12 protein-coding genes and 1 pseudogene are annotated in these 17,332 nt (G+C 44.8%); 3 read left to right on the forward strand and 10 right to left on the reverse strand.

Annotated features, from left to right (window positions below; translation table 11 throughout):
• From VE944_RS14200 to VE944_RS14210, 3 genes and pseudogenes are all read left to right on the forward strand, one after another.
• A partial coding sequence (locus VE944_RS14200) for an alpha-2-macroglobulin family protein (protein WP_324978019.1) occupies positions 1-2,181 on the forward strand: 2,181 nt, incomplete at its 5' end.
• Between the two features lie 279 nt (positions 2,182-2,460).
• Positions 2,461-2,592: pseudogene (locus VE944_RS34130) on the forward strand (DUF3854 domain-containing protein); the annotation flags it as partial.
• A gap of 237 nt (positions 2,593-2,829) precedes the next feature.
• Positions 2,830-6,360 (forward strand): WD40 domain-containing protein, encoded by a 3,531-nt coding sequence (locus VE944_RS14210; protein ID WP_324978023.1) that lies wholly within the window; start codon positions 2,830-2,832, stop codon positions 6,358-6,360.
• 20 nt (positions 6,361-6,380) lie between these two features.
• On the opposite strand, the gene hemL is transcribed toward VE944_RS14210, so the two are convergent.
• The 10 genes from hemL to hemE form a co-directional block, all read right to left on the reverse strand.
• Positions 6,381-7,679 (reverse strand): glutamate-1-semialdehyde 2,1-aminomutase, encoded by a 1,299-nt coding sequence (gene hemL / locus VE944_RS14215; RefSeq protein WP_414690127.1) that lies wholly within the window; start codon positions 7,677-7,679, stop codon positions 6,381-6,383.
• A gap of 87 nt (positions 7,680-7,766) precedes the next feature.
• Positions 7,767-8,348 carry an SOUL family heme-binding protein gene (locus VE944_RS14220; RefSeq protein WP_324978025.1) on the reverse strand — a complete coding sequence of 194 codons (582 nt, stop codon included), beginning with the start codon at positions 8,346-8,348 and terminating at the stop codon, positions 7,767-7,769.
• 23 nt (positions 8,349-8,371) lie between these two features.
• Positions 8,372-9,136: a DevA family ABC transporter ATP-binding protein gene (locus tag VE944_RS14225; protein WP_324978027.1), complete on the reverse strand. Its 765-nt coding sequence runs from the start codon at positions 9,134-9,136 to the stop codon at positions 8,372-8,374.
• Between the two features lie 123 nt (positions 9,137-9,259).
• Positions 9,260-10,447 carry an ABC transporter permease DevC gene (gene devC, locus VE944_RS14230; protein WP_324978029.1) on the reverse strand — a complete coding sequence of 396 codons (1,188 nt, stop codon included), beginning with the start codon at positions 10,445-10,447 and terminating at the stop codon, positions 9,260-9,262.
• Between the two features lie 131 nt (positions 10,448-10,578).
• Positions 10,579-11,772 (reverse strand): ABC exporter membrane fusion protein, encoded by a 1,194-nt coding sequence (locus tag VE944_RS14235; protein WP_324978031.1) that lies wholly within the window; start codon positions 11,770-11,772, stop codon positions 10,579-10,581.
• Between the two features lie 201 nt (positions 11,773-11,973).
• Complete coding sequence (hemF, locus tag VE944_RS14240) at positions 11,974-13,011, reverse strand: oxygen-dependent coproporphyrinogen oxidase (protein ID WP_324978033.1); 1,038 nt, start codon at positions 13,009-13,011, stop codon at positions 11,974-11,976.
• A 140-nt stretch (positions 13,012-13,151) separates the two neighbouring features.
• Positions 13,152-14,063, reverse strand: a complete 912-nt coding sequence (locus tag VE944_RS14245; protein ID WP_324978035.1) for an alpha/beta fold hydrolase — start codon at positions 14,061-14,063, stop codon at positions 13,152-13,154.
• Positions 14,064-14,111: 48 nt separating this feature from the next.
• Positions 14,112-15,104 carry a porphobilinogen synthase gene (hemB, locus tag VE944_RS14250; RefSeq protein ID WP_324978037.1) on the reverse strand — a complete coding sequence of 331 codons (993 nt, stop codon included), beginning with the start codon at positions 15,102-15,104 and terminating at the stop codon, positions 14,112-14,114.
• 173 nt (positions 15,105-15,277) lie between these two features.
• Complete coding sequence (gene hemC, locus VE944_RS14255; protein ID WP_324978038.1) at positions 15,278-16,264, reverse strand: hydroxymethylbilane synthase; 987 nt, start codon at positions 16,262-16,264, stop codon at positions 15,278-15,280.
• A gap of 5 nt (positions 16,265-16,269) precedes the next feature.
• Positions 16,270-17,322: a uroporphyrinogen decarboxylase gene (hemE, locus tag VE944_RS14260; protein ID WP_324978042.1), complete on the reverse strand. Its 1,053-nt coding sequence runs from the start codon at positions 17,320-17,322 to the stop codon at positions 16,270-16,272.
• Positions 17,323-17,332: the final 10 nt, after the last annotated feature.

Raw genomic sequence — 17,332 nt, forward strand, 5'->3', positions numbered from 1 at the left:
AAACCCAAAGGTTGGGGTTATGGCGGTGGTTTCTCAACTGGTGCAGCCAATACTCGCACTCGCACAGATTTTCAAGCTTTAGCTTACTACAACGGTTCTGTTCTCACCGATGTAAATGGTAATGCACAGATAACCTTTAAGCTCCCGGATGACTTAACTACATGGCGGGTGATGGCTGTGGCCACCGATGGAAATCTGCGTTTCGGAAATGGAGACGCGACGTTTATCACCACAAAGCCACTGCTAACTAATGCCATCTTGCCACAATTTGCTCGTCCAGGCGATCGCATCCTCGCTGGTTTATCCGTCACAAACAACACTGGGAATACAGGAAATCTCTCAATTAATGGCGAACTTAGCGGTAATGTGAAGTTTGCTGACAAAAACCCTACAGCTACTGTTTTGCAAACTAAAGCTGAATCCGCAACTCACGCTTATCGTTTTCCAATGGTGGCGGATAGTGTCGGAGTTGGTAAAGTTCGCTTTACCACTCAACTAAATGGTACAGCCGCAGATGCTTTTGAAGTTCCTTTGGAAATTAAGCCAATTGAAATTACAGAACAAGTCGTTGAATCTGGTGTGACTGAAAAACAGGTGAAGATTCCCCTGAATGTTGATAAAAATACCTTCCCTAATGCGGGAGGTTTAGATATTCAGTTGGCGAGTACCTTAATTCCAGAGATTCAAGCACCAGCAAAGCAGGTTTTAGAAAATGATGATTTGCCGTTTACAGAACCTGCTGCAAGTCAGTTAATGATTGCGGCTAATCTGCAAAATCTTGCACAAAAATATGGCCAGACATTTTCAGAATTTAATCCTAGCCAACAAGCAAAACAAGCAATTGAACAATTGCAAAAACTCCAAATAGCAGATGGTGGTTTTGCTGCTTTCCCCAAACAAGAAAAATCTGACCCTTGGGTTTCTTCTTATGCAGGTGAATCTTTGGTTAAAGCCAGTCAAGTGTTTCCTAATTTAGTCGATTCTGCAATGCTACCTCGCCTCAAAACTTATCTGCAAAAAGTTCTAGCAAATCCTGGAGAATACGATTTTTGCAAACAGCAACTATGTAAAAGGCAACTGCAACTTAATGCTTTAATTGCCCTATCAAAAATGGGTGAAAAACGTAATACTTTCCTTGCAGATATTTATGAACAGCGCAATAATTTTGATTTAGTAACTCAAATTAAGCTGGCGCGATATTTATCTCAATTCCCAGAATGGCAAGATGAATCTCAACAATTAGTAAACAAGCTACAACAGAGTATATATGAAACTGGTCGCACAGCAGTTGTGAGTTTACCCACCAGTTGGGGATGGATGAGTTCATCTACGACGACGCAAGCGCAAGCTTTACGCTTGTTTATTGCCAAACAAAGTAAACCCGAAGTTATAGATAAATTATTCCAAAGTCTTCTGGCACTGCGGCGGGATGGCACATGGCAAACTAACTATAATAATGCTCAAGCATTAACAGCTTTAGTAGAATATAGCCAACTGCAACCTACACCACCTAATTTTGTTGCCACAGTACAATTAGCTAGTAATAAGTTAGGAGAAAATCGGTTTGAAGGTTACAAAAATTCTAATTTACAACTAATTGTGCCGATGAATCTATTACCTCGTGGGCGTAATGATTTAATGCTGCAAAAATCAGGTAATGGCACTTTACACTATCTGGTTGCTTATAATTATCGCTTGCAGGGAAATCAATCAGGTAGATTTAATGGTTTACGCATAACACGAGAAATTAGTCAAGTAAATAAAGAGAAAGTTTTACAAAAAACAGGTCTTTACGCGTTCGATAAACCCTTGACTTTAGCCTCTGGACAGGTGTTTGATATTGGTTTAGAAATCATTGCCGATCATCCTGTGGATCATGTGGTGATTAAAGATCCGTTACCATCAGGTTTTGAGGCGGTGGATGCAAGTTTTCAAACTACGACACCTGCATTACAAGCAAAAGCCGATAGCTGGGAACTTGGGTTTAGGGATGTGTACCGCGATCGCATTATCGCCTATGCTGACCACCTGGAACCAGGAGTTTATAGTCTGCATTACTTAGTCCGTTCTGTTACCTCTGGTACATTTTCTTGGCCTGGTGCAGAAGTTCGCTTGCAATATGCACCAGAAGAATTTGGGCGTACTGCTGAGTCTACATTAATACTGGAGGATGGAAAGTAGTAATTGTAGTTTATTGCATTTCTGCAACTGCAATAAACTACAATCAAACTAATCGCAGTAAGATTGACTCTGTTTAGCTTGGATAAACCCCAAGAATTAGTACAATACCTTCGCCAAAAAAGTAGAGAGAGTTGGTTAATTGGCAAGGATAGTAATCATAGTGGTTTGAAATTTGCGTCTGTAAAATTTTGAGTTTTCACGAAAAATTTGGGTTTTGGGTTGATGTCATCGTAGTAACCTCGTTTAACGACTCTCTGCTGATTATGGCAATTATTAACGGTAGAAATCCCTGTATGTCTTACGGAGGGGGAAAAGAAAGCCGCTTGTCTCCTAATGGGGTATGTCGCGATCGCACTCCCTAGAATCTGGAACGGTCGCGTGGGCAAGGAGGATTTAGAATACCTGCACCCCTGCTACTCTGCTCTTCCGCTCTAGACCTCTGTCCCTATGTACAATTATCATTTTCAATAAAACTATTTTGAGTATTTTAACTGATTGACAAAATTCGCTTTGTTTTAACCTTTCACGGATGGTCACTGTAGAGTTTTTTCTCACCATTTAGTCTAAACTTCACTCATAAATATATCTTGGGTAAAAAAGTATTTAAGTTCTGTGCTAAATCTATCTTTGTCTGTAGAGGAATTTGGTATGCCAAGACGCAAGCGCGGAGTTATACTCACTTCTGTTGGTTTACAGGAGTTTGAGGAAGCAAGGCACAAGTTTGAGTTTCGAGATAATTTTGGCAAGAGATTCACTCTTGAAGAGTTAAGCTACCGCACTAACTTAGACCCTCTAACAATTAGAAAAGTTTTGAACCGTAGGAAGGGAGTTGACAAGCGAACACTTGAGGCTCTCTTTCTTGGTTTTGATAGCTGCCTATGCGAAGGCTACTATTCGACCTCAGACCCCAATTGCCGTCAAGATTGGGGGGAAGCTGTTTCTGTCTTAGCATTTTACGGACGTACAGAAGAACTCAGTACTCTGGATGAGTGGTTGCTGAAAGATTGCTGTCGATTAGTGACCATTCTCGGAATGGGTGGAGTAGGGAAAACTAGTCTGTCGATCAAATTGGCAGAATTAATGCAGGATAAATTTGATTGTATTGTCTGGCGATCGCTGTATGATGCTCCACCCATTGATACATTTTTGGGTAGCATCATTCAGTTTCTGTCTGACGAGCAAGAAACTGAGGCAGAATTGCCGGAAAGCGTTAGTGATAAGATTTCCCTGCTGCTTAACTACTTTAAGGAGATGCGCTGTTTGGTCGTGTTCGATAATGTAGATGCTGTGTTAAGTGGTGGAAGTCGAGCAGGACAATATAACCTTGGATATGAGCAGTATGGCGAACTCCTCAAACGAGTAGGTAAATCAGACCACCAGAGTTGCTTGCTACTCACAACCCGAGAAAAACCTAAAGAGGTCGCCTCTTTAGAAGGAGAAGCCTTGCCAGTACGAACTTTGAGGTTGGGTGGACTAAAAGAAGGAGAGGGAGAGGAAATTCTTAAGAGTAAGAGGCTCAAGGGTTCAGAAACTCAATTTAACACACTGGTTAAACGCTATGGGGGCAATGCCTTAGCCTTAAAAATTGTGGCAACTACGATTCAAGATTTATTTGATGGTTATATTTCTGAGTTTTTAAAGGAGGAAACCAGCGTATTTGGCGATCTTCGTGACCTATTAGAGCAGCAATTTGAGCGTTTGTCTGATGAGGGAAAGGATGTAATGTACTGGCTAGCGATTAATCGGGAGCCAGTAACCCTCTCCAAGTTACGAGAAGATTTAGTATCGGCTTTTCCACAACTCAATTTAATTGAAACGCTGGAATCTTTGGGACGGCGATCGCTCATCGAACGAGATACAGCCTACTTCACGCTACAGCCAGTCGTGATGGAGTATGTGACAAGTCGCTTGATTGAGCAAGTTTGTGAGGAGATTGTTAAGCAGGAGTTTTCGCTTTTTAGAAGCCATGCTCTGATCAAAGCTACTGCGAAAGACTATATCAGAGAGACTCAAATTCGTCTCATTCTCTATGCCGTGATTAACCGATTAATTCCACTGTTGCAAGGCAAAAAAAACTTGGAATATGAACTGACTCAAATCTTATTCAAACAGCGAGAGAAGTCACCCTTGGAGCCGGGATATGTAGCAGGTAATATTCTTAACTTACTCAATCAGCTAGGAACTAATTTAACGGGCTATGATTTCTCTGGCCTAAGCATTTGGCAGGCTGACCTACGAGATGTAAATTTACAAAATACAAATTTTGCTTACGCCCATCTAGTGAGGTGTACGTTTACTGAAACCTTTGGTGCTATTCATGCGGTAGCCTTTAGTCCTGATGGAGAACTTCTGGCGGTAGGTGATAGTAATGGAGAAATTCATCTGTACCAAGTTAGCGATGTGCAACCAGTTTTCATCTGCATGCGACACAAGAGTTGGGTAACATCACTGACGTTCAGCCCTGATGGTAATATTCTCGCTAGCGGTAGCACAGATTACACAATAAAGCTATGGGATGTTAGTACTGGTCAGTGCCTTCGCACCTTAGAAGGGCATACAAATGAGGTTTGGTCGGTTGCATTTAGCCAAGATAATTGCACATTAGCAAGTGGCAGCGATGACTGCACCGTGAAGCTATGGAATAGCAGCACTGGAGAATGCTTCAAAACACTTCAGGGACATCTTAGTTGGGTACTATCTGTTGTCTTTAAAGGAGATACTCAACTGTTGAGTGGTAGTGACGATCGCACTGTTAAATTGTGGGATATCAACACTGGACAGTGTATTCAAACGTTTGAAAAACATCATAGTAGTGGAATACGGTCAATAACCCTCAGTCCAGATGGTCAGATACTGGCAAGTGGCAGCGAGGATCACACTATTAGGCTATGGAAAACTCAAACGGGTGAATGTCTCAAAACACTTCTGGGGCATTCAAATCGAGTTTTTTCAGTGGACTCCAGCCCGCAAGGCGACCTTTTGGCTAGCGGTGGGCACGATCATACCGTGAAGTTATGGGGTGTCGATACGGGTGAATGCCTCAAGACCCTACAAGGACATTTCAGTTGGGTTTTTGCAGTTGCCTTCAGTCCCCAAGGTAAGCTTTTGGCTAGCGGTGGACACGATCAAACCGTGAAGCTATGGAGTGTCGATACAGGTGAATGCCTCAAGACCCTACAAGGATATACCAATCAAATACTCTCTGTTACCTTTAGTCCTGTTAGTGCTAGCTTACCAAGCATTGGTCAAATTTTTGCTAGTAGCAGCCGCGATCGCACTGTGAGGTTATGGGATGCCGCAACTGGTGAATGCCTCAAAGTGTTAAAAGGACATTCCAACTCGGTTCATTCAGTTATCTTTAATCATGAAGGAAATATCCTAGTCAGCAGTAGTGTAGATAAAACACTAAAAATATGGGATATTCCTTCAGGTCAAACCTTAAGAACCTTACAAGGACATCGCGCAGCAGTTTTATCGATTGCCTTTAGTCCAGATAGCCAGACGATCGCAAGTGGCAGTGAAGACTGTACTATAAAATTATGGGATGTTCGTTCAGGTCAAATCTTAAGAACCTTACAGGGGCATGATGCTGCGGTTTGGTCAGTTGCCTTCATCTCTCAAGGAGAGATATTGGCGAGTGGCTCCTGGGATCAAACGATCAAATTATGGGATATTCACACGGGTGACTGCCTCAGAACATTGGCAGGACACACGAGTTGGATTTGGACAATTGCGATCGCCCCTGATGGTAATACCCTGGCAAGTGCTAGTCCAGATCGAACAATCAGGCTGTGGAATCCGCACACAGGTGAGTGCCTCAACGTTTTGCAAGCAGACACAAACTGGTTGCAATCGATCGCCTTTAGCCCTGATGGCAAGATACTGGCTAGCACGAGTCACGATATGACAATCAAGTTGTGGGACGTTTGCACGGGTGAGTGCGTGAAAGTTTTGCACGGACATACAGGCTTGGTTTGGTCACTTGCCTTTAGTTCAGATAACCAAACCTTGGTTAGTGGCGGTGACGATGAAACGATTAGACTTTGGGATATCGGAGCAGGCAAATGCTTAAAAACCATGAGAGCGAGTAAGCCCTATGAGCAAATGAATATTGTCGGAGTTAAAGGTTTAACTGAGGCGGCAACTGCCACGTTGACCTCTTTAGGAGCAGTTATCTAAGTTCAAACCATTAGCCTAGCTCACTGAGACATAACTGTTCGGGCTGCTTCGAGGGTGCGATCGATGTCTGCTTCGCTATGAGCTAAAGAAGTAAATCCGGCTTCAAATTGAGATGGAGCTAAATAAACTCCATGTTCTAACATACCGCGATGGAAGCGAGCAAATTTACTTAAGTCAGACTTCTTAGCATCCTCATAATTGTGAACCGGGCCTTCGTTAAAGAAGAAACCAAACATCCCGCTAATCTGACCACCGCAGGCAGCATGACCTGTTTCTTTAGCAATCTCTAGCATCCCCTCTGTGAGTCGCTTCGTAATGCGATCGAGATACTCGTAAGTTCCAGGTTGTTGCAACAACTCTAACGTCTTAATCCCTGCCGTCATTGCCAGTGGATTGCCCGAAAGCGTTCCGGCTTGATACACGCTTCCGGCTGGAGCAACCATCGACATAATTTCTTGGCGACCACCATAAGCGCCGACTGGCAGACCGCCGCCGATCACCTTACCTAAGGTAGTTAAGTCAGGAATGACACCAAATTTCTCCTGCGCTCCACCGTAAGCGATCCGAAAGCCTGTCATCACTTCATCAAATACTAATAGCGCTCCATGCTCTTGCGTCAGTTTTCGCAAACCTTCAAGAAAACCCGCAGCAGGTGGAATAAAACCTGCGTTTCCAACAACAGGTTCAAGAATTACACCAGCAATTTCACCGGGATTTTGCTCGAACAATACTTTTACTGCTTCTAAATCGTTGAAAGGAGCGGTCAGCGTGCTGCTAGTCACAGATTTGGGCACACCAGGAGAATCGGGCAAGCCGAGAGTGGCAATACCAGAGCCAGCCTTAACGAGAAACATATCGGCGTGTCCGTGGTAGCAGCCTTCAAACTTAATTGCTTTCTCCCGCCCCGTAAAAGCTCGCATCAGACGAAGAACAGCCATACAAGCTTCCGTGCCGGAGTTGACAAAACGCACCATCTCGATACTGGGAACAGCATCGATTACCATCTGTGCCAGTACATTTTCTAGATAGCAGGGCGCACCGAAGCTAGTTCCTTTATGCAGGGCATCGTGCAGAGCAGCAATGACTTCAGGATGAGTGTGACCGCAGATAGCTGGCCCCCAACTGCCGACATAATCGATATATTGATTGCCATCTACATCCCAGATGTAAGCGCCAAGGACGCGATCGAATACGATTGGCTGTCCACCAACAGATTTGAAAGCCCGCACGGGGGAACTAACTCCTCCTGGCATTAATTTTTGGGCAGCAGCAAAGATTTCCTCCGATTGGGTGGTTTTTAAGCGAGTCGTTGCAATCATAATTTTTTCTCCTGAGATATTTGATCTGATGCGATCGCGAAGAGCGACAATCTAGTTATTAAGAGCGACAAGCAAAACGTGCAGATATTATTTCAATTCGAGCATGACTTCATTGTGTCTAAATGCGGGCAAGATGAACGGAGAATCATAAAAAGCATAAATCGCTTTACCTTTTGTCTCAATACCTTGCCGAGCCAGAAAAGCAGATAATTTGGCTTCATTTTGCTGCAATTGTTCATCCCCAGCTAGACCGGAGAAACGGATTGCCGCTACTTTGTTGCTGGGAACTTCTTTGATAGTAATGCGAGAGTCTTTTGGTTTTGGCAGCGTTGCCAGCGTATATTCTGAGGGCATTACGAACTGTACCGCCCAAGTAGCCCGATCGCTTGTGGTGATAGTTTCTGCCGCTTCTTGTTGAATGACAGGCGCAGTCATGGCGATTTTTTCACTTGGCTGGGATTGGGTGACAGGCGCAGTCATGGCAATTTTGGTTACAGACGTGTTTTCACCAAATATGTAAGCGGCAAGAATCGAAAATGCAGCCTTGTTTGCTCGATCTCTTTCAGTTTGAATTACTGTTTCAGCAACAATTTTTGGCTCGTATTGCCGTATTTCAATATCATTATAGGATTGCAATACGCAATATTTTGGTTCTTCGGTTTGACTCATAAGACTTTCACAAATAGCTGAAATTAATGCAATTCGATAGTTTCTTGTTTTCCCATTTCTTGCACTAACCGTCCATCTTCCATGTGGATGATGCGATCGGCAATATCGAGAATTCGATTATCGTGAGTGACGAGTAAAATAGTGCAACCCTGCTCTTTAGCTAGACGCTGCATGATATCTACAACATCGCGACCCGACTTTTTATCGAGAGCAGCAGTAGGTTCGTCGGCAAGAACAATTTTGGGACGACTGACTAGAGCACGAGCGATCGCAACTCGCTGTTTTTGCCCTCCAGAAAGACTATCTGCATAATAATCGATGCGATCGCCCAAACCAACACTTTTAAGAGTATCCGTTGCCAGCCGATCCATATCTTGTTTTAGGTACTCATCGTGTAATTCCAAAGACATTCGGACATTCTGCTTTGCAGTTAAGAAAGTTAACAAATTGTGTGCTTGAAAAATATAACCAATCTGCCGCCGCACTTGTATCAGTTGCCGCTTACTAGCCCCAGATATTTCCTGTCCCAAAACTTTAAGGTTGCCTTCCCGAGCGGATCTCAATCCACCTATTAGTGTTAGTAAGGTGGTTTTCCCAGAACCGGATGGCCCAGTCATAATCACGATCTCTCCAGAATAAATGTCGAGATTAATATCAAACAAGACTTGCTTGCAAAGTTCTCCCCGACCGAAGTAGTAATCGAGATGGCAAACTGAAATAACGGGTTGTTGGAAAGTGTTTGGAACTTTGAGTTTTGAACTTCGATCGAGACTAATTTCTTGCAGCATGAGAGTTAAACCGTAAGTTTGGACTTGGTTCTAGAAAACTGGTAGGGCTAGAAAACTATGAGTTTTGAAATGTGATATTTTTCTAAACTTCAACTCAAAATTCATCACTCGATTGCTCAAAACTTAGAAGATATCAGCCGGATCGGCTGCTCGTAACTTTTGCATAGCGATCGCTCCGGCTCCAATACACATGACGAAAGTCAAAACTAGCACAGTTCCCGCGCGAGCTAGTTTCATCGTAGTCGGTAAAAACGTCACGGATTGAAAAAAAATGTAAAATCCACTCGAGAGCAAAAAACCTGGAAGAAAGCCCAAAACCGCTAAAGTAAAAGCTTCTTGAACAATAACTTTAATCAGATATATATCGCTGTAACCCATTGCTTTTAACGTTGCGTATTCGGGCAAATGATCGGAGACATCGGTATAGAGAATTTGATAAACGATAACTGCTCCGACTAAAAAACCAATTGCAACACCCAGATTAAAAGTCGGGCCAATAGAAGAACCTGTAGACCAATATGCACTTTCACGGGCAGTGAATTCAGCAAGATTTAGTACCAGTAAATCATCCGGTAGCTTGGCTCGTAAATCAGCCTGGATCTGCTCGATCGAAGCATTTGGTTCTACGTCAACAATACCCAGATCGATTTCGTTTGATCGGCGTTGGGGAAAGAGCCGTAAAAAGGTAGAATCGCTGACGATCAGATTGCCGTCAGCAGAAAAAGAAGAACCGAGCTTAAATAATCCAACTATTTGAATTTGATAATCGTTAGCTTGAACAGAAAGCGGATTCTGTTTTTTCAGTAAACTAGGAACGTCCCCAAGCTGAGGAACCAATCCAGCTCTGTCAAACAACGCTCGATTCAATAACTTCAGTTTATTCAATTGTTGATCGAGTTCTGGTAAGTCAAATGCTGGCTGATTCGGATCGATTCCGTAGACAAAAATTTGACGGCTAGCTCGATTTTCAGGATTTCGCCACGATGCTTGACCCACATGTAGCGTCGCAAGGGATTTTACACCGTTAACACCTGCTATTTTATAGAGCTTATTTCTGGAAAAACTTTTGATAGATTGCAAGTTATCAGACAGTTTATTGACTAAAAATAAATCTCCTTTAAGCGTGGTATAGGGGGTAACTTGCGAATCAAAGAGTGCATCCCTAACTCCCAGTTGAAAAAACATCAGAAAATCAGCAAAGGCAATTCCTGCTATAGCAACGAACAATCGAGTCTTTTGACGGCTCATTTGCCGCCAAGCAAGTGGAGTTTTGCGGAATAATTTACCGAATATAAATGCTTTGATAGTCAAGTCGCTACGCTCCAATTATAAATTCAAAATTCAAAATTCAAGAAGTGAAAACGCGATTCATGGCGTCTCTACAAAATTGTCTATTTGTCACATTATTTTTGAGAATTAGTATTAATTTTGCCTGTTCCCTCTTATTGGTTGATATTATTATTCGCCTGAATAGCAACCTGTACTTGCAAGTTAGTTAAGTTCGCAACTCGTTTGCTATCTTGGGGAGCGAGTGCAATTCTCACTTCAATGACTTTGCGATCGAGATTTTCTCCAGGTTCGCCGCTAGTTACTTCTTGTTGGATCACCTGTAGTCCAATGAGCCGAACGGTTCCGCGTAACTCTGGGGAGAACGACTCACTCGAAATCGTTACCTGTTGACCTTCACGAACTTTGCCAATATCAGTTTGATATACCTCTGCGATCGCTTGCATCGAGCTGGTTTGTCCGAGTTCGGCAATGCCTTTCTCACCAACAACTTCTCCAGGTTTGGCCTTAATATCGAGAATGCGACCTGCTATGGGCGCGCGAATATAAACTTCAGCGAGATCGGCTTCAGCCTTTTTGACTGCGGCGATCGCTTTGTTGACCTCGGCATCAGCTGCTTGCACGTCTACCGGACGTACCTCAGCAATCTCATCTAAGGTTGCCTTAGCTTGCTTGATCTGCTGCCGTAAAGTATCTACACTCTTATTTTGGTTAGCTCTAGCTTCGGTAAGCTGTGCTTGCGCTGTTTGCAGAGCAAGTTGTTTTCGATCTACTTCCACAGCAGAAATCGCTCCGTTTTGGTAAAGCGAGGAATAGCGATTGTACTCACTATTGGCACTTCTAACTTCGGCTTGCCAGCGAGAGATGGTGGCATCTCTAGTAGCTATTTCGCCCTTTAACTCTTGTTCAAGGCGAGCGATTTCAGCTTTTTGGGCGGCAATCTCTCCAGATTTTGCGCCAGCTTGCACCTTGGCTAACTGTGCCTGGGATACTTTGACTTGTGCTTGCGCTTCCAGTAGAGCATTTTGCAGCCGATCGCGCGAATCCATAATGGCGATCGCTTGACCTGCTTTAACGCCACTGCCACGCTGTACGAGTAGTTGGGCTACGCGATCGTTGCTTAAGGTAGCAGGTACGGATACTTTGATGACTTCCGTTGCTGGTTCTATCCGTCCTAAAGCGGTAATTTCCTCAATCTTTGGTCTGGTTTGCACAACTTCAACGGGTTTGCTGGTTGATTTGGATTGAGAAATACCGTAGAAAGCGATAATTCCTGTAAGGGCGGTACCACCGACAACTACAGCCAGCGTCCATTGGTTTGAAGGTTTCGAGAGCAATTGTAAATTCATGTCAATCCTTCAAATTTCAGTGACGACTTTAGTAACGCAAAGCAGGCAAGCAACGGAAATAGAAACGCGATCAAGCATGGGATCGTTAACCTTTAACTGAGAATGTAGATAAAGATTGGGATGAAGTTTTGATAGCTGGAGAAATGAAAACAGTTGAAAGTCATTTGTATCCCAAGGCAACCAACGGTTTTACGGCAAAAGTTAAACCAGAAGCGATGTCAGGCTTGCCCAATCTTGAGGCTTTAAGAATACTTCGTATAACTCGGCTTCTGGGGTGTTGGGTTCGGGTTGATAGCCGTACTCCCAACGCACTAAGGGAGGTAAAGACATCAAAATTGACTCCGTGCGTCCGTTAGTTTGCAGTCCGAAAATCGTGCCGCGATCGTAAACTAAATTGAATTCAACGTAGCGTCCGCGCCGATATAATTGAAAATTACGTTCGCGATCGCCATACTCCATTGACTGCCGCCGCTTGACAATTGGCGTGTAAGCAGGTAAAAAAGCTTTACCGCAATCCTGCACGAATGCAAATAATTCTTCCCAATTGCGGGATGCTGGTATGCCAACGCGATCGCTGGTAATTGCTGCTGCACCTTTGGGATCGGGGCCTCGATAAAGCTGACCTTGACCATCCTGATAGTCAAAAAAGATCCCGCCAATGCCCCGCATTTCTTGACGATGTTTGAGATAAAAATACTCGTCGCACCAAGGTTTAAAGACTGGATAATATTCGGGATTGTGTGCGTCACAAGCCTGCTTTAATGTGTAATGAAAATGGGCTACATCTTCAGCAAAAGGATAGTAAGGTGTTAGATCGATGCCGCCGCCAAACCACCAAACCGGGCCAGCTTCAAAGTAGCGGTAGTTGAGATGAACAGTTGGCACGTAAGGATTGCGCGGATGCAATACCATTGAAGTTCCGGTGGCATAAAACTGATGTCCCTCCGCCTCGGGACGTTGTGCCAAGATTGAAGGCGGCAGGTGAGAACCCCAGACTTCAGAGAAATTAACTCCACCTTGCTCGAATACTGCACCGTCGCGGATGACGCGCGATCGCCCTCCACCACCTTCAGGTCGTTCCCATGCATCTTCCTGAAACGTGCCTTCGCCATCTAGCTGTTGCAAGACCTGACAGATATCGTCTTGCAATTGCCGCATGAACTGGCTGACCCTAGCCTTGGCATCAACTGGGGGTAGAGATTTGGATTGAGTTGCTTGAGGAGTTAAAGTAGTCTTCATGAGATCAACCTATTTTTCCTAGTTTCCTAATAACGAACATTTGAGGAAATTCGATAAATTTTGAAAGTTTGTAGTAGCTCTGAAGCACGTTGATACAATTGATATACGCAGCCTTTAAAAACAGTGAAGTTTCTCAAAATTTACTGTGTTAACACAGGCAAAAACTTCCGAATTAATCCGATTATTACTTCCGGCACTTCCAGTTCTGGATTCAACCCTACATCTTCTAGTTCTATAAATGCTTGGATTGCTTGTGGATTTAGATTTGCAAGGCGACGCCCTACTTCTGGCCCTGTAAACTTCGCTTGGCTTCCCCAAATAAAGATAGTAGGCGTTGTCAATTTTGGAATGTATTCTGATAGATCGAAGGATGAGCTACCTTGTAAAAATGATAGGGCAGCATACTCAGCATTTGGCTGCTGCGCCGATTGCACAAAAGCTTCTACAATTTCGGGAGAAAGACGATTGGGTTGAGCAAACACTCGCTCAAAAAAGTCACGAATGCCAAAGCTGCTGACTTGTCCTGCGTAAAGAACGCGATCGAGAACGGGAATACTGGCAATTTGAGCGAAAAAGCTATTGCTGTAGTATTGCCTAAAGTCTTTGATGCCTGAGGGAAGTGTAAGAATAAGTGACTTAAATAGATCGGGACGTTCGATTGCCGCTCGGATCGCAAATGCTCCAGTTAGGGAAGAAGCAATTATTGTTACAGGGCCTTCGCAGGTCTTCTCGATGAACTCAATCAGCATCAGGATGTAGTCGCCTGGAAGATAATTTTGTTCGGGATGATCCGATCGCCCCCAGCCAATCAAGTCGGGTGCTAACACTCTATACTCCCCTGCAAATGCTGGGTACACCTTCGACCACCCGTAGGCAGATGCTCCACCTCCAATCCCGTGGAAGAATATTAAAGTTTCGCGGTTGTGCAGCGTGCCCGATGGCGTATCGCCCATTCCATCGGTTGCCCAAAGTTCACCTTGGTTAGTGTAATAGGTCATTTTTCCCAAGCTGGTTAAAACGGAGCGTTGAACAAAACCGAGTGGAATGAACATGAGAAATTCCTCCTCTACATCGACAACATGAAATCAAAACTAGAAAGTTTAATTGCCAAGTTTCGCTAACCAACGAGCAGCATCTTTGGCGTGATAAGTCAAAATCAAGTCAGCGCCAGCCCGTTTAAAACCAGTCAATGTTTCCATGACCACCCGTTCTTCGTCAATCCAACCGTTGAGGGCAGCAGCTTTAACCATCGAGTATTCGCCAGAAACGTTGTAAGCAGCAACGGGTAAGTTGCTTGCTTCCTTAACGCGCCAGATAATATCCATGTAGGCCAAGGCTGGCTTGACCATTAACATATCTGCACCTTCGGTAATGTCGAGTTCGATTTCTCTTAAGGCTTCACGACCGTTACCGGAGTCCATTTGGTAGGTTCTGCGATCGCCAAATTGCGGTGTTGAGTCGGCGGCATCGCGGAAAGGCCCGTAATAAGCCGAGGCATACTTGGCGGCGTAAGATAATATTGGCGTATCTTGGTAGCCTGCTTCATCTAAACCCGAACGAATGGCTTGCACGAAACCATCCATCATTCCAGATGGCGCGATGATATCTGCACCCGCTTTGACTTGTGAAACTGCCGTTTTTTTCAGCAATTCCAGCGTTGGGTCGTTGAGAACTCGACCCGTCAAATCTCCTACTTCTAAATAGCCGCAGTGACCGTGACTAGTGTATTCGCACAAGCAAGTATCGACGATCACGATTAAGTCGGGTACGGCTTCTTTAACGGCAGTAGCAGCTTTTTGAACGATCCCGCAATCGTGCCAAGCGCCCGTTGCATCTGAATCCTTATCTTCAGGAATGCCAAATAAAATAATGGCTGGAATGCCGAGGTCGTAGACTTCCTTGGCTTCTTCGACGATTTTGTCTACAGAAAGTTGGTAAACTCCAGGCATGGATTTGACTTCGTTGGCGATCGCCTCACCTGGTACGGCAAAAAGTGGGTAGATTAAATCGCTGGTTGTCAGGAGGTTTTCGCGCACCATCCGCCGCAATTGGGGATGGCTTCTTAGCCGACGCGGGCGATGAATTGGAAACATAATATTAAAATGATGAAAGGCTTTACTTAGCCAATGGACTTCTTGCAGAAGTGGGGTAAGGGGTAAAGGGGAAAGCGGTGAGCGAAAAAATCCTTTCCCTTTAATTGTATTTTCCCCCTGCTCCCTGCCCCCCTGTCTACACAGCGACAGGATATTGTTTGAGTTGCAACTCCCTAACTACGCTGGACTGTCTGGAAAATTTCAGCCAAAATCTCTGTAGCTCCCTGTTGCCGCAATTTATGAGCTAATTGAATACCTAAATTTTCTGCCGAGCTAACAGTACCCGTAACAGAATCTTTGACTAGACGTTTGCCATCGACGCTGGCGACTAATCCTGTTAATGTCAGTGTATTTTCGTCTAGTTGGGTATCAACACCGATTGGTACTTGGCAGCCACCTTCTAGTTCTCGCAAGAAGGCACGTTCGGCTAAAACGCGATCGCGGGTAGGGATGTGTTCGATTGCTTTGAGTAATGACAGCACTTGCAAATCGTCAGCGCGGCATTCAATCCCTAACGCTCCTTGTCCGACGGCATAAAGAGAAAGTTCGGTTGGCAGAATTTGATGAATGCGATCGCTCATTCCCAATCGCTGCAACCCTGCTGCTGCCAAAATCAGCACATCATACTCTCCATCATCCAACTTTGCCAAGCGCGTATTTAAGTTGCCGCGCACATCCTTAAAAGTAAAGTGGGGGAAGTGATAACGTAATTGTGCAAGGCGACGCAGGGAAGAAGTGCCGATAACTGTGCCTTCTGGCAGTGTATCGATTTGCTTATCTTTGTGTTTTTGATGCACAACTAAAGCATCTGCTGGGTTTTCCCGTTCTGTTACGGCTGCTAAGGCTAACCCCTCTGGCAAGCAAGTCGGCAGATCCTTGAGAGAGTGAACCGCAAAGTCAATCTCTTGATTGAGCATTCCCAATTCAAGTTCTTTGGTGAATAATCCCTTATCGCCAATCTTGGCTAATGCCACATCCAAGATGTTGTCGCCTTGGGTGGACATGGTGTGGACTTCAAAGGAAATATCGGGAAAGCGCTGCTGGAGTTGTTCTCGAACCCAGTAAGTTTGCACGAGTGCGAGTTGGCTTTTACGAGAACCGATGCGGATGGTGCGAACGGGACTGGAAATGTTAGATGAAGCGGGTTGCACTGAAGTCATAGCTTTTAGTTGAGATCGTTTGACGAGTAGTTGAGCTGTTTGACTGTCTCGAAAAAGAAAGCAACATTCTCTTCTGGAGTGTTCGGTAAAATCCCGTGACCGAGATTGAGGATGTGCTTCTGGTTCCCTGCTTTGCGGATCGTGTCCAAAATGCGATCGCGGATTAGTTCTTTAGTACCGAACAACACGCACGGATCGATATTTCCTTGGACTCCAATATTTGCGCCGAGTCTCTGCCGCGCTACTGCCATATCTACAGTCCAGTCTACGCTAATGATATCGACACCCGATTGCGCCATTAACTCTAGGATTCCAGCACTGTTGTTGATATACAAAATCAGGGGCGTGTCCGGGTGCGTTGCTTTAACCTGTTGTACGACTCGTTGCAGGTAAGGTAGAGAAAACGTTTGGAAATCTTCAGGGCTGAGTTGTCCCGCCCAAGAGTCAAACAGTTGTACGATTTGGGCACCGGCATCAATTTGGTAGCGGGCGTAAACTGCGATCGCATCTGCCAGCTTCCCTAAAAATTGATGCAGCATCGCAGGTTGGCAGAAAGCCATCCTTTTGATAATGGCGTAGTCTTTCGAGCTTTTACCTTCAATTGCATAGGCAGCTAGCGTCCAAGGAGCGCCAACAAAGCCCAAGACGGTAGCTTGACCGTTAACTTCTTGGCGTAGCGTCTTCAGAATTTGCTGCACGAAGGGTAAAGAAGCTTCGGGATCGAGGTCAGTCAGCGCTTCAATTTGGGCTGGCGTGCGGATTGGCTGCTCAAATATTGGCCCTTTACTTTCGATAATGTCAAAGGAGATACCCATACCAGGCAACGGCGTGAGGATATCTGAGAACATGATCACCCCGTCAGGTTGGAAGGCACGGAAAGGTTGCAGCGAGATTTCCACGGCTAAATCAGGGTTCTCGGAGCGATCGCGGAACGAAGGATACTTCTGACGCAAGTCTCGATAAACTTTCATGTAGCGACCTGCTTGGCGCATCACCCATACCGGAGGGCGATCGAGTACCTCACCTCGCGCCGCTTGCAGTAACGTATAATTCCCCATACATTTCTCC

It is taken from the genome of Nostoc sp. (assembly GCF_035638895.1).
Classification (GTDB): Bacteria; Cyanobacteriota; Cyanobacteriia; order Cyanobacteriales; family Nostocaceae; genus Nostoc.

What these genes read in the sequence shown, in the direction of transcription:
- VE944_RS14220 (WP_324978025.1), bottom strand. Translation starts at nt 8,348, where the DNA reads ATGAGTCAAACCGAAGAACCAAAATATTGCGTATTGCAATCCTATAAT.
- VE944_RS14235 (WP_324978031.1), bottom strand. Translation starts at nt 11,772, where the DNA reads ATGAATTTACAATTGCTCTCGAAACCTTCAAACCAATGGACGCTGGCT.
- VE944_RS14245 (WP_324978035.1), bottom strand. Translation starts at nt 14,063, where the DNA reads ATGTTCATTCCACTCGGTTTTGTTCAACGCTCCGTTTTAACCAGCTTG.
- VE944_RS14225 (WP_324978027.1), bottom strand. Translation starts at nt 9,136, where the DNA reads ATGCTGCAAGAAATTAGTCTCGATCGAAGTTCAAAACTCAAAGTTCCA.
- hemF (WP_324978033.1), bottom strand. Translation starts at nt 13,011, where the DNA reads ATGAAGACTACTTTAACTCCTCAAGCAACTCAATCCAAATCTCTACCC.
- hemL (WP_414690127.1), bottom strand. Translation starts at nt 7,679, where the DNA reads ATGATTGCAACGACTCGCTTAAAAACCACCCAATCGGAGGAAATCTTT.
- hemC (WP_324978038.1), bottom strand. Translation starts at nt 16,264, where the DNA reads ATGACTTCAGTGCAACCCGCTTCATCTAACATTTCCAGTCCCGTTCGC.
- hemE (WP_324978042.1), bottom strand. Translation starts at nt 17,322, where the DNA reads ATGGGGAATTATACGTTACTGCAAGCGGCGCGAGGTGAGGTACTCGAT.
- VE944_RS14210 (WP_324978023.1), top strand. Translation starts at nt 2,830, where the DNA reads ATGCCAAGACGCAAGCGCGGAGTTATACTCACTTCTGTTGGTTTACAG.
- hemB (WP_324978037.1), bottom strand. Translation starts at nt 15,104, where the DNA reads ATGTTTCCAATTCATCGCCCGCGTCGGCTAAGAAGCCATCCCCAATTG.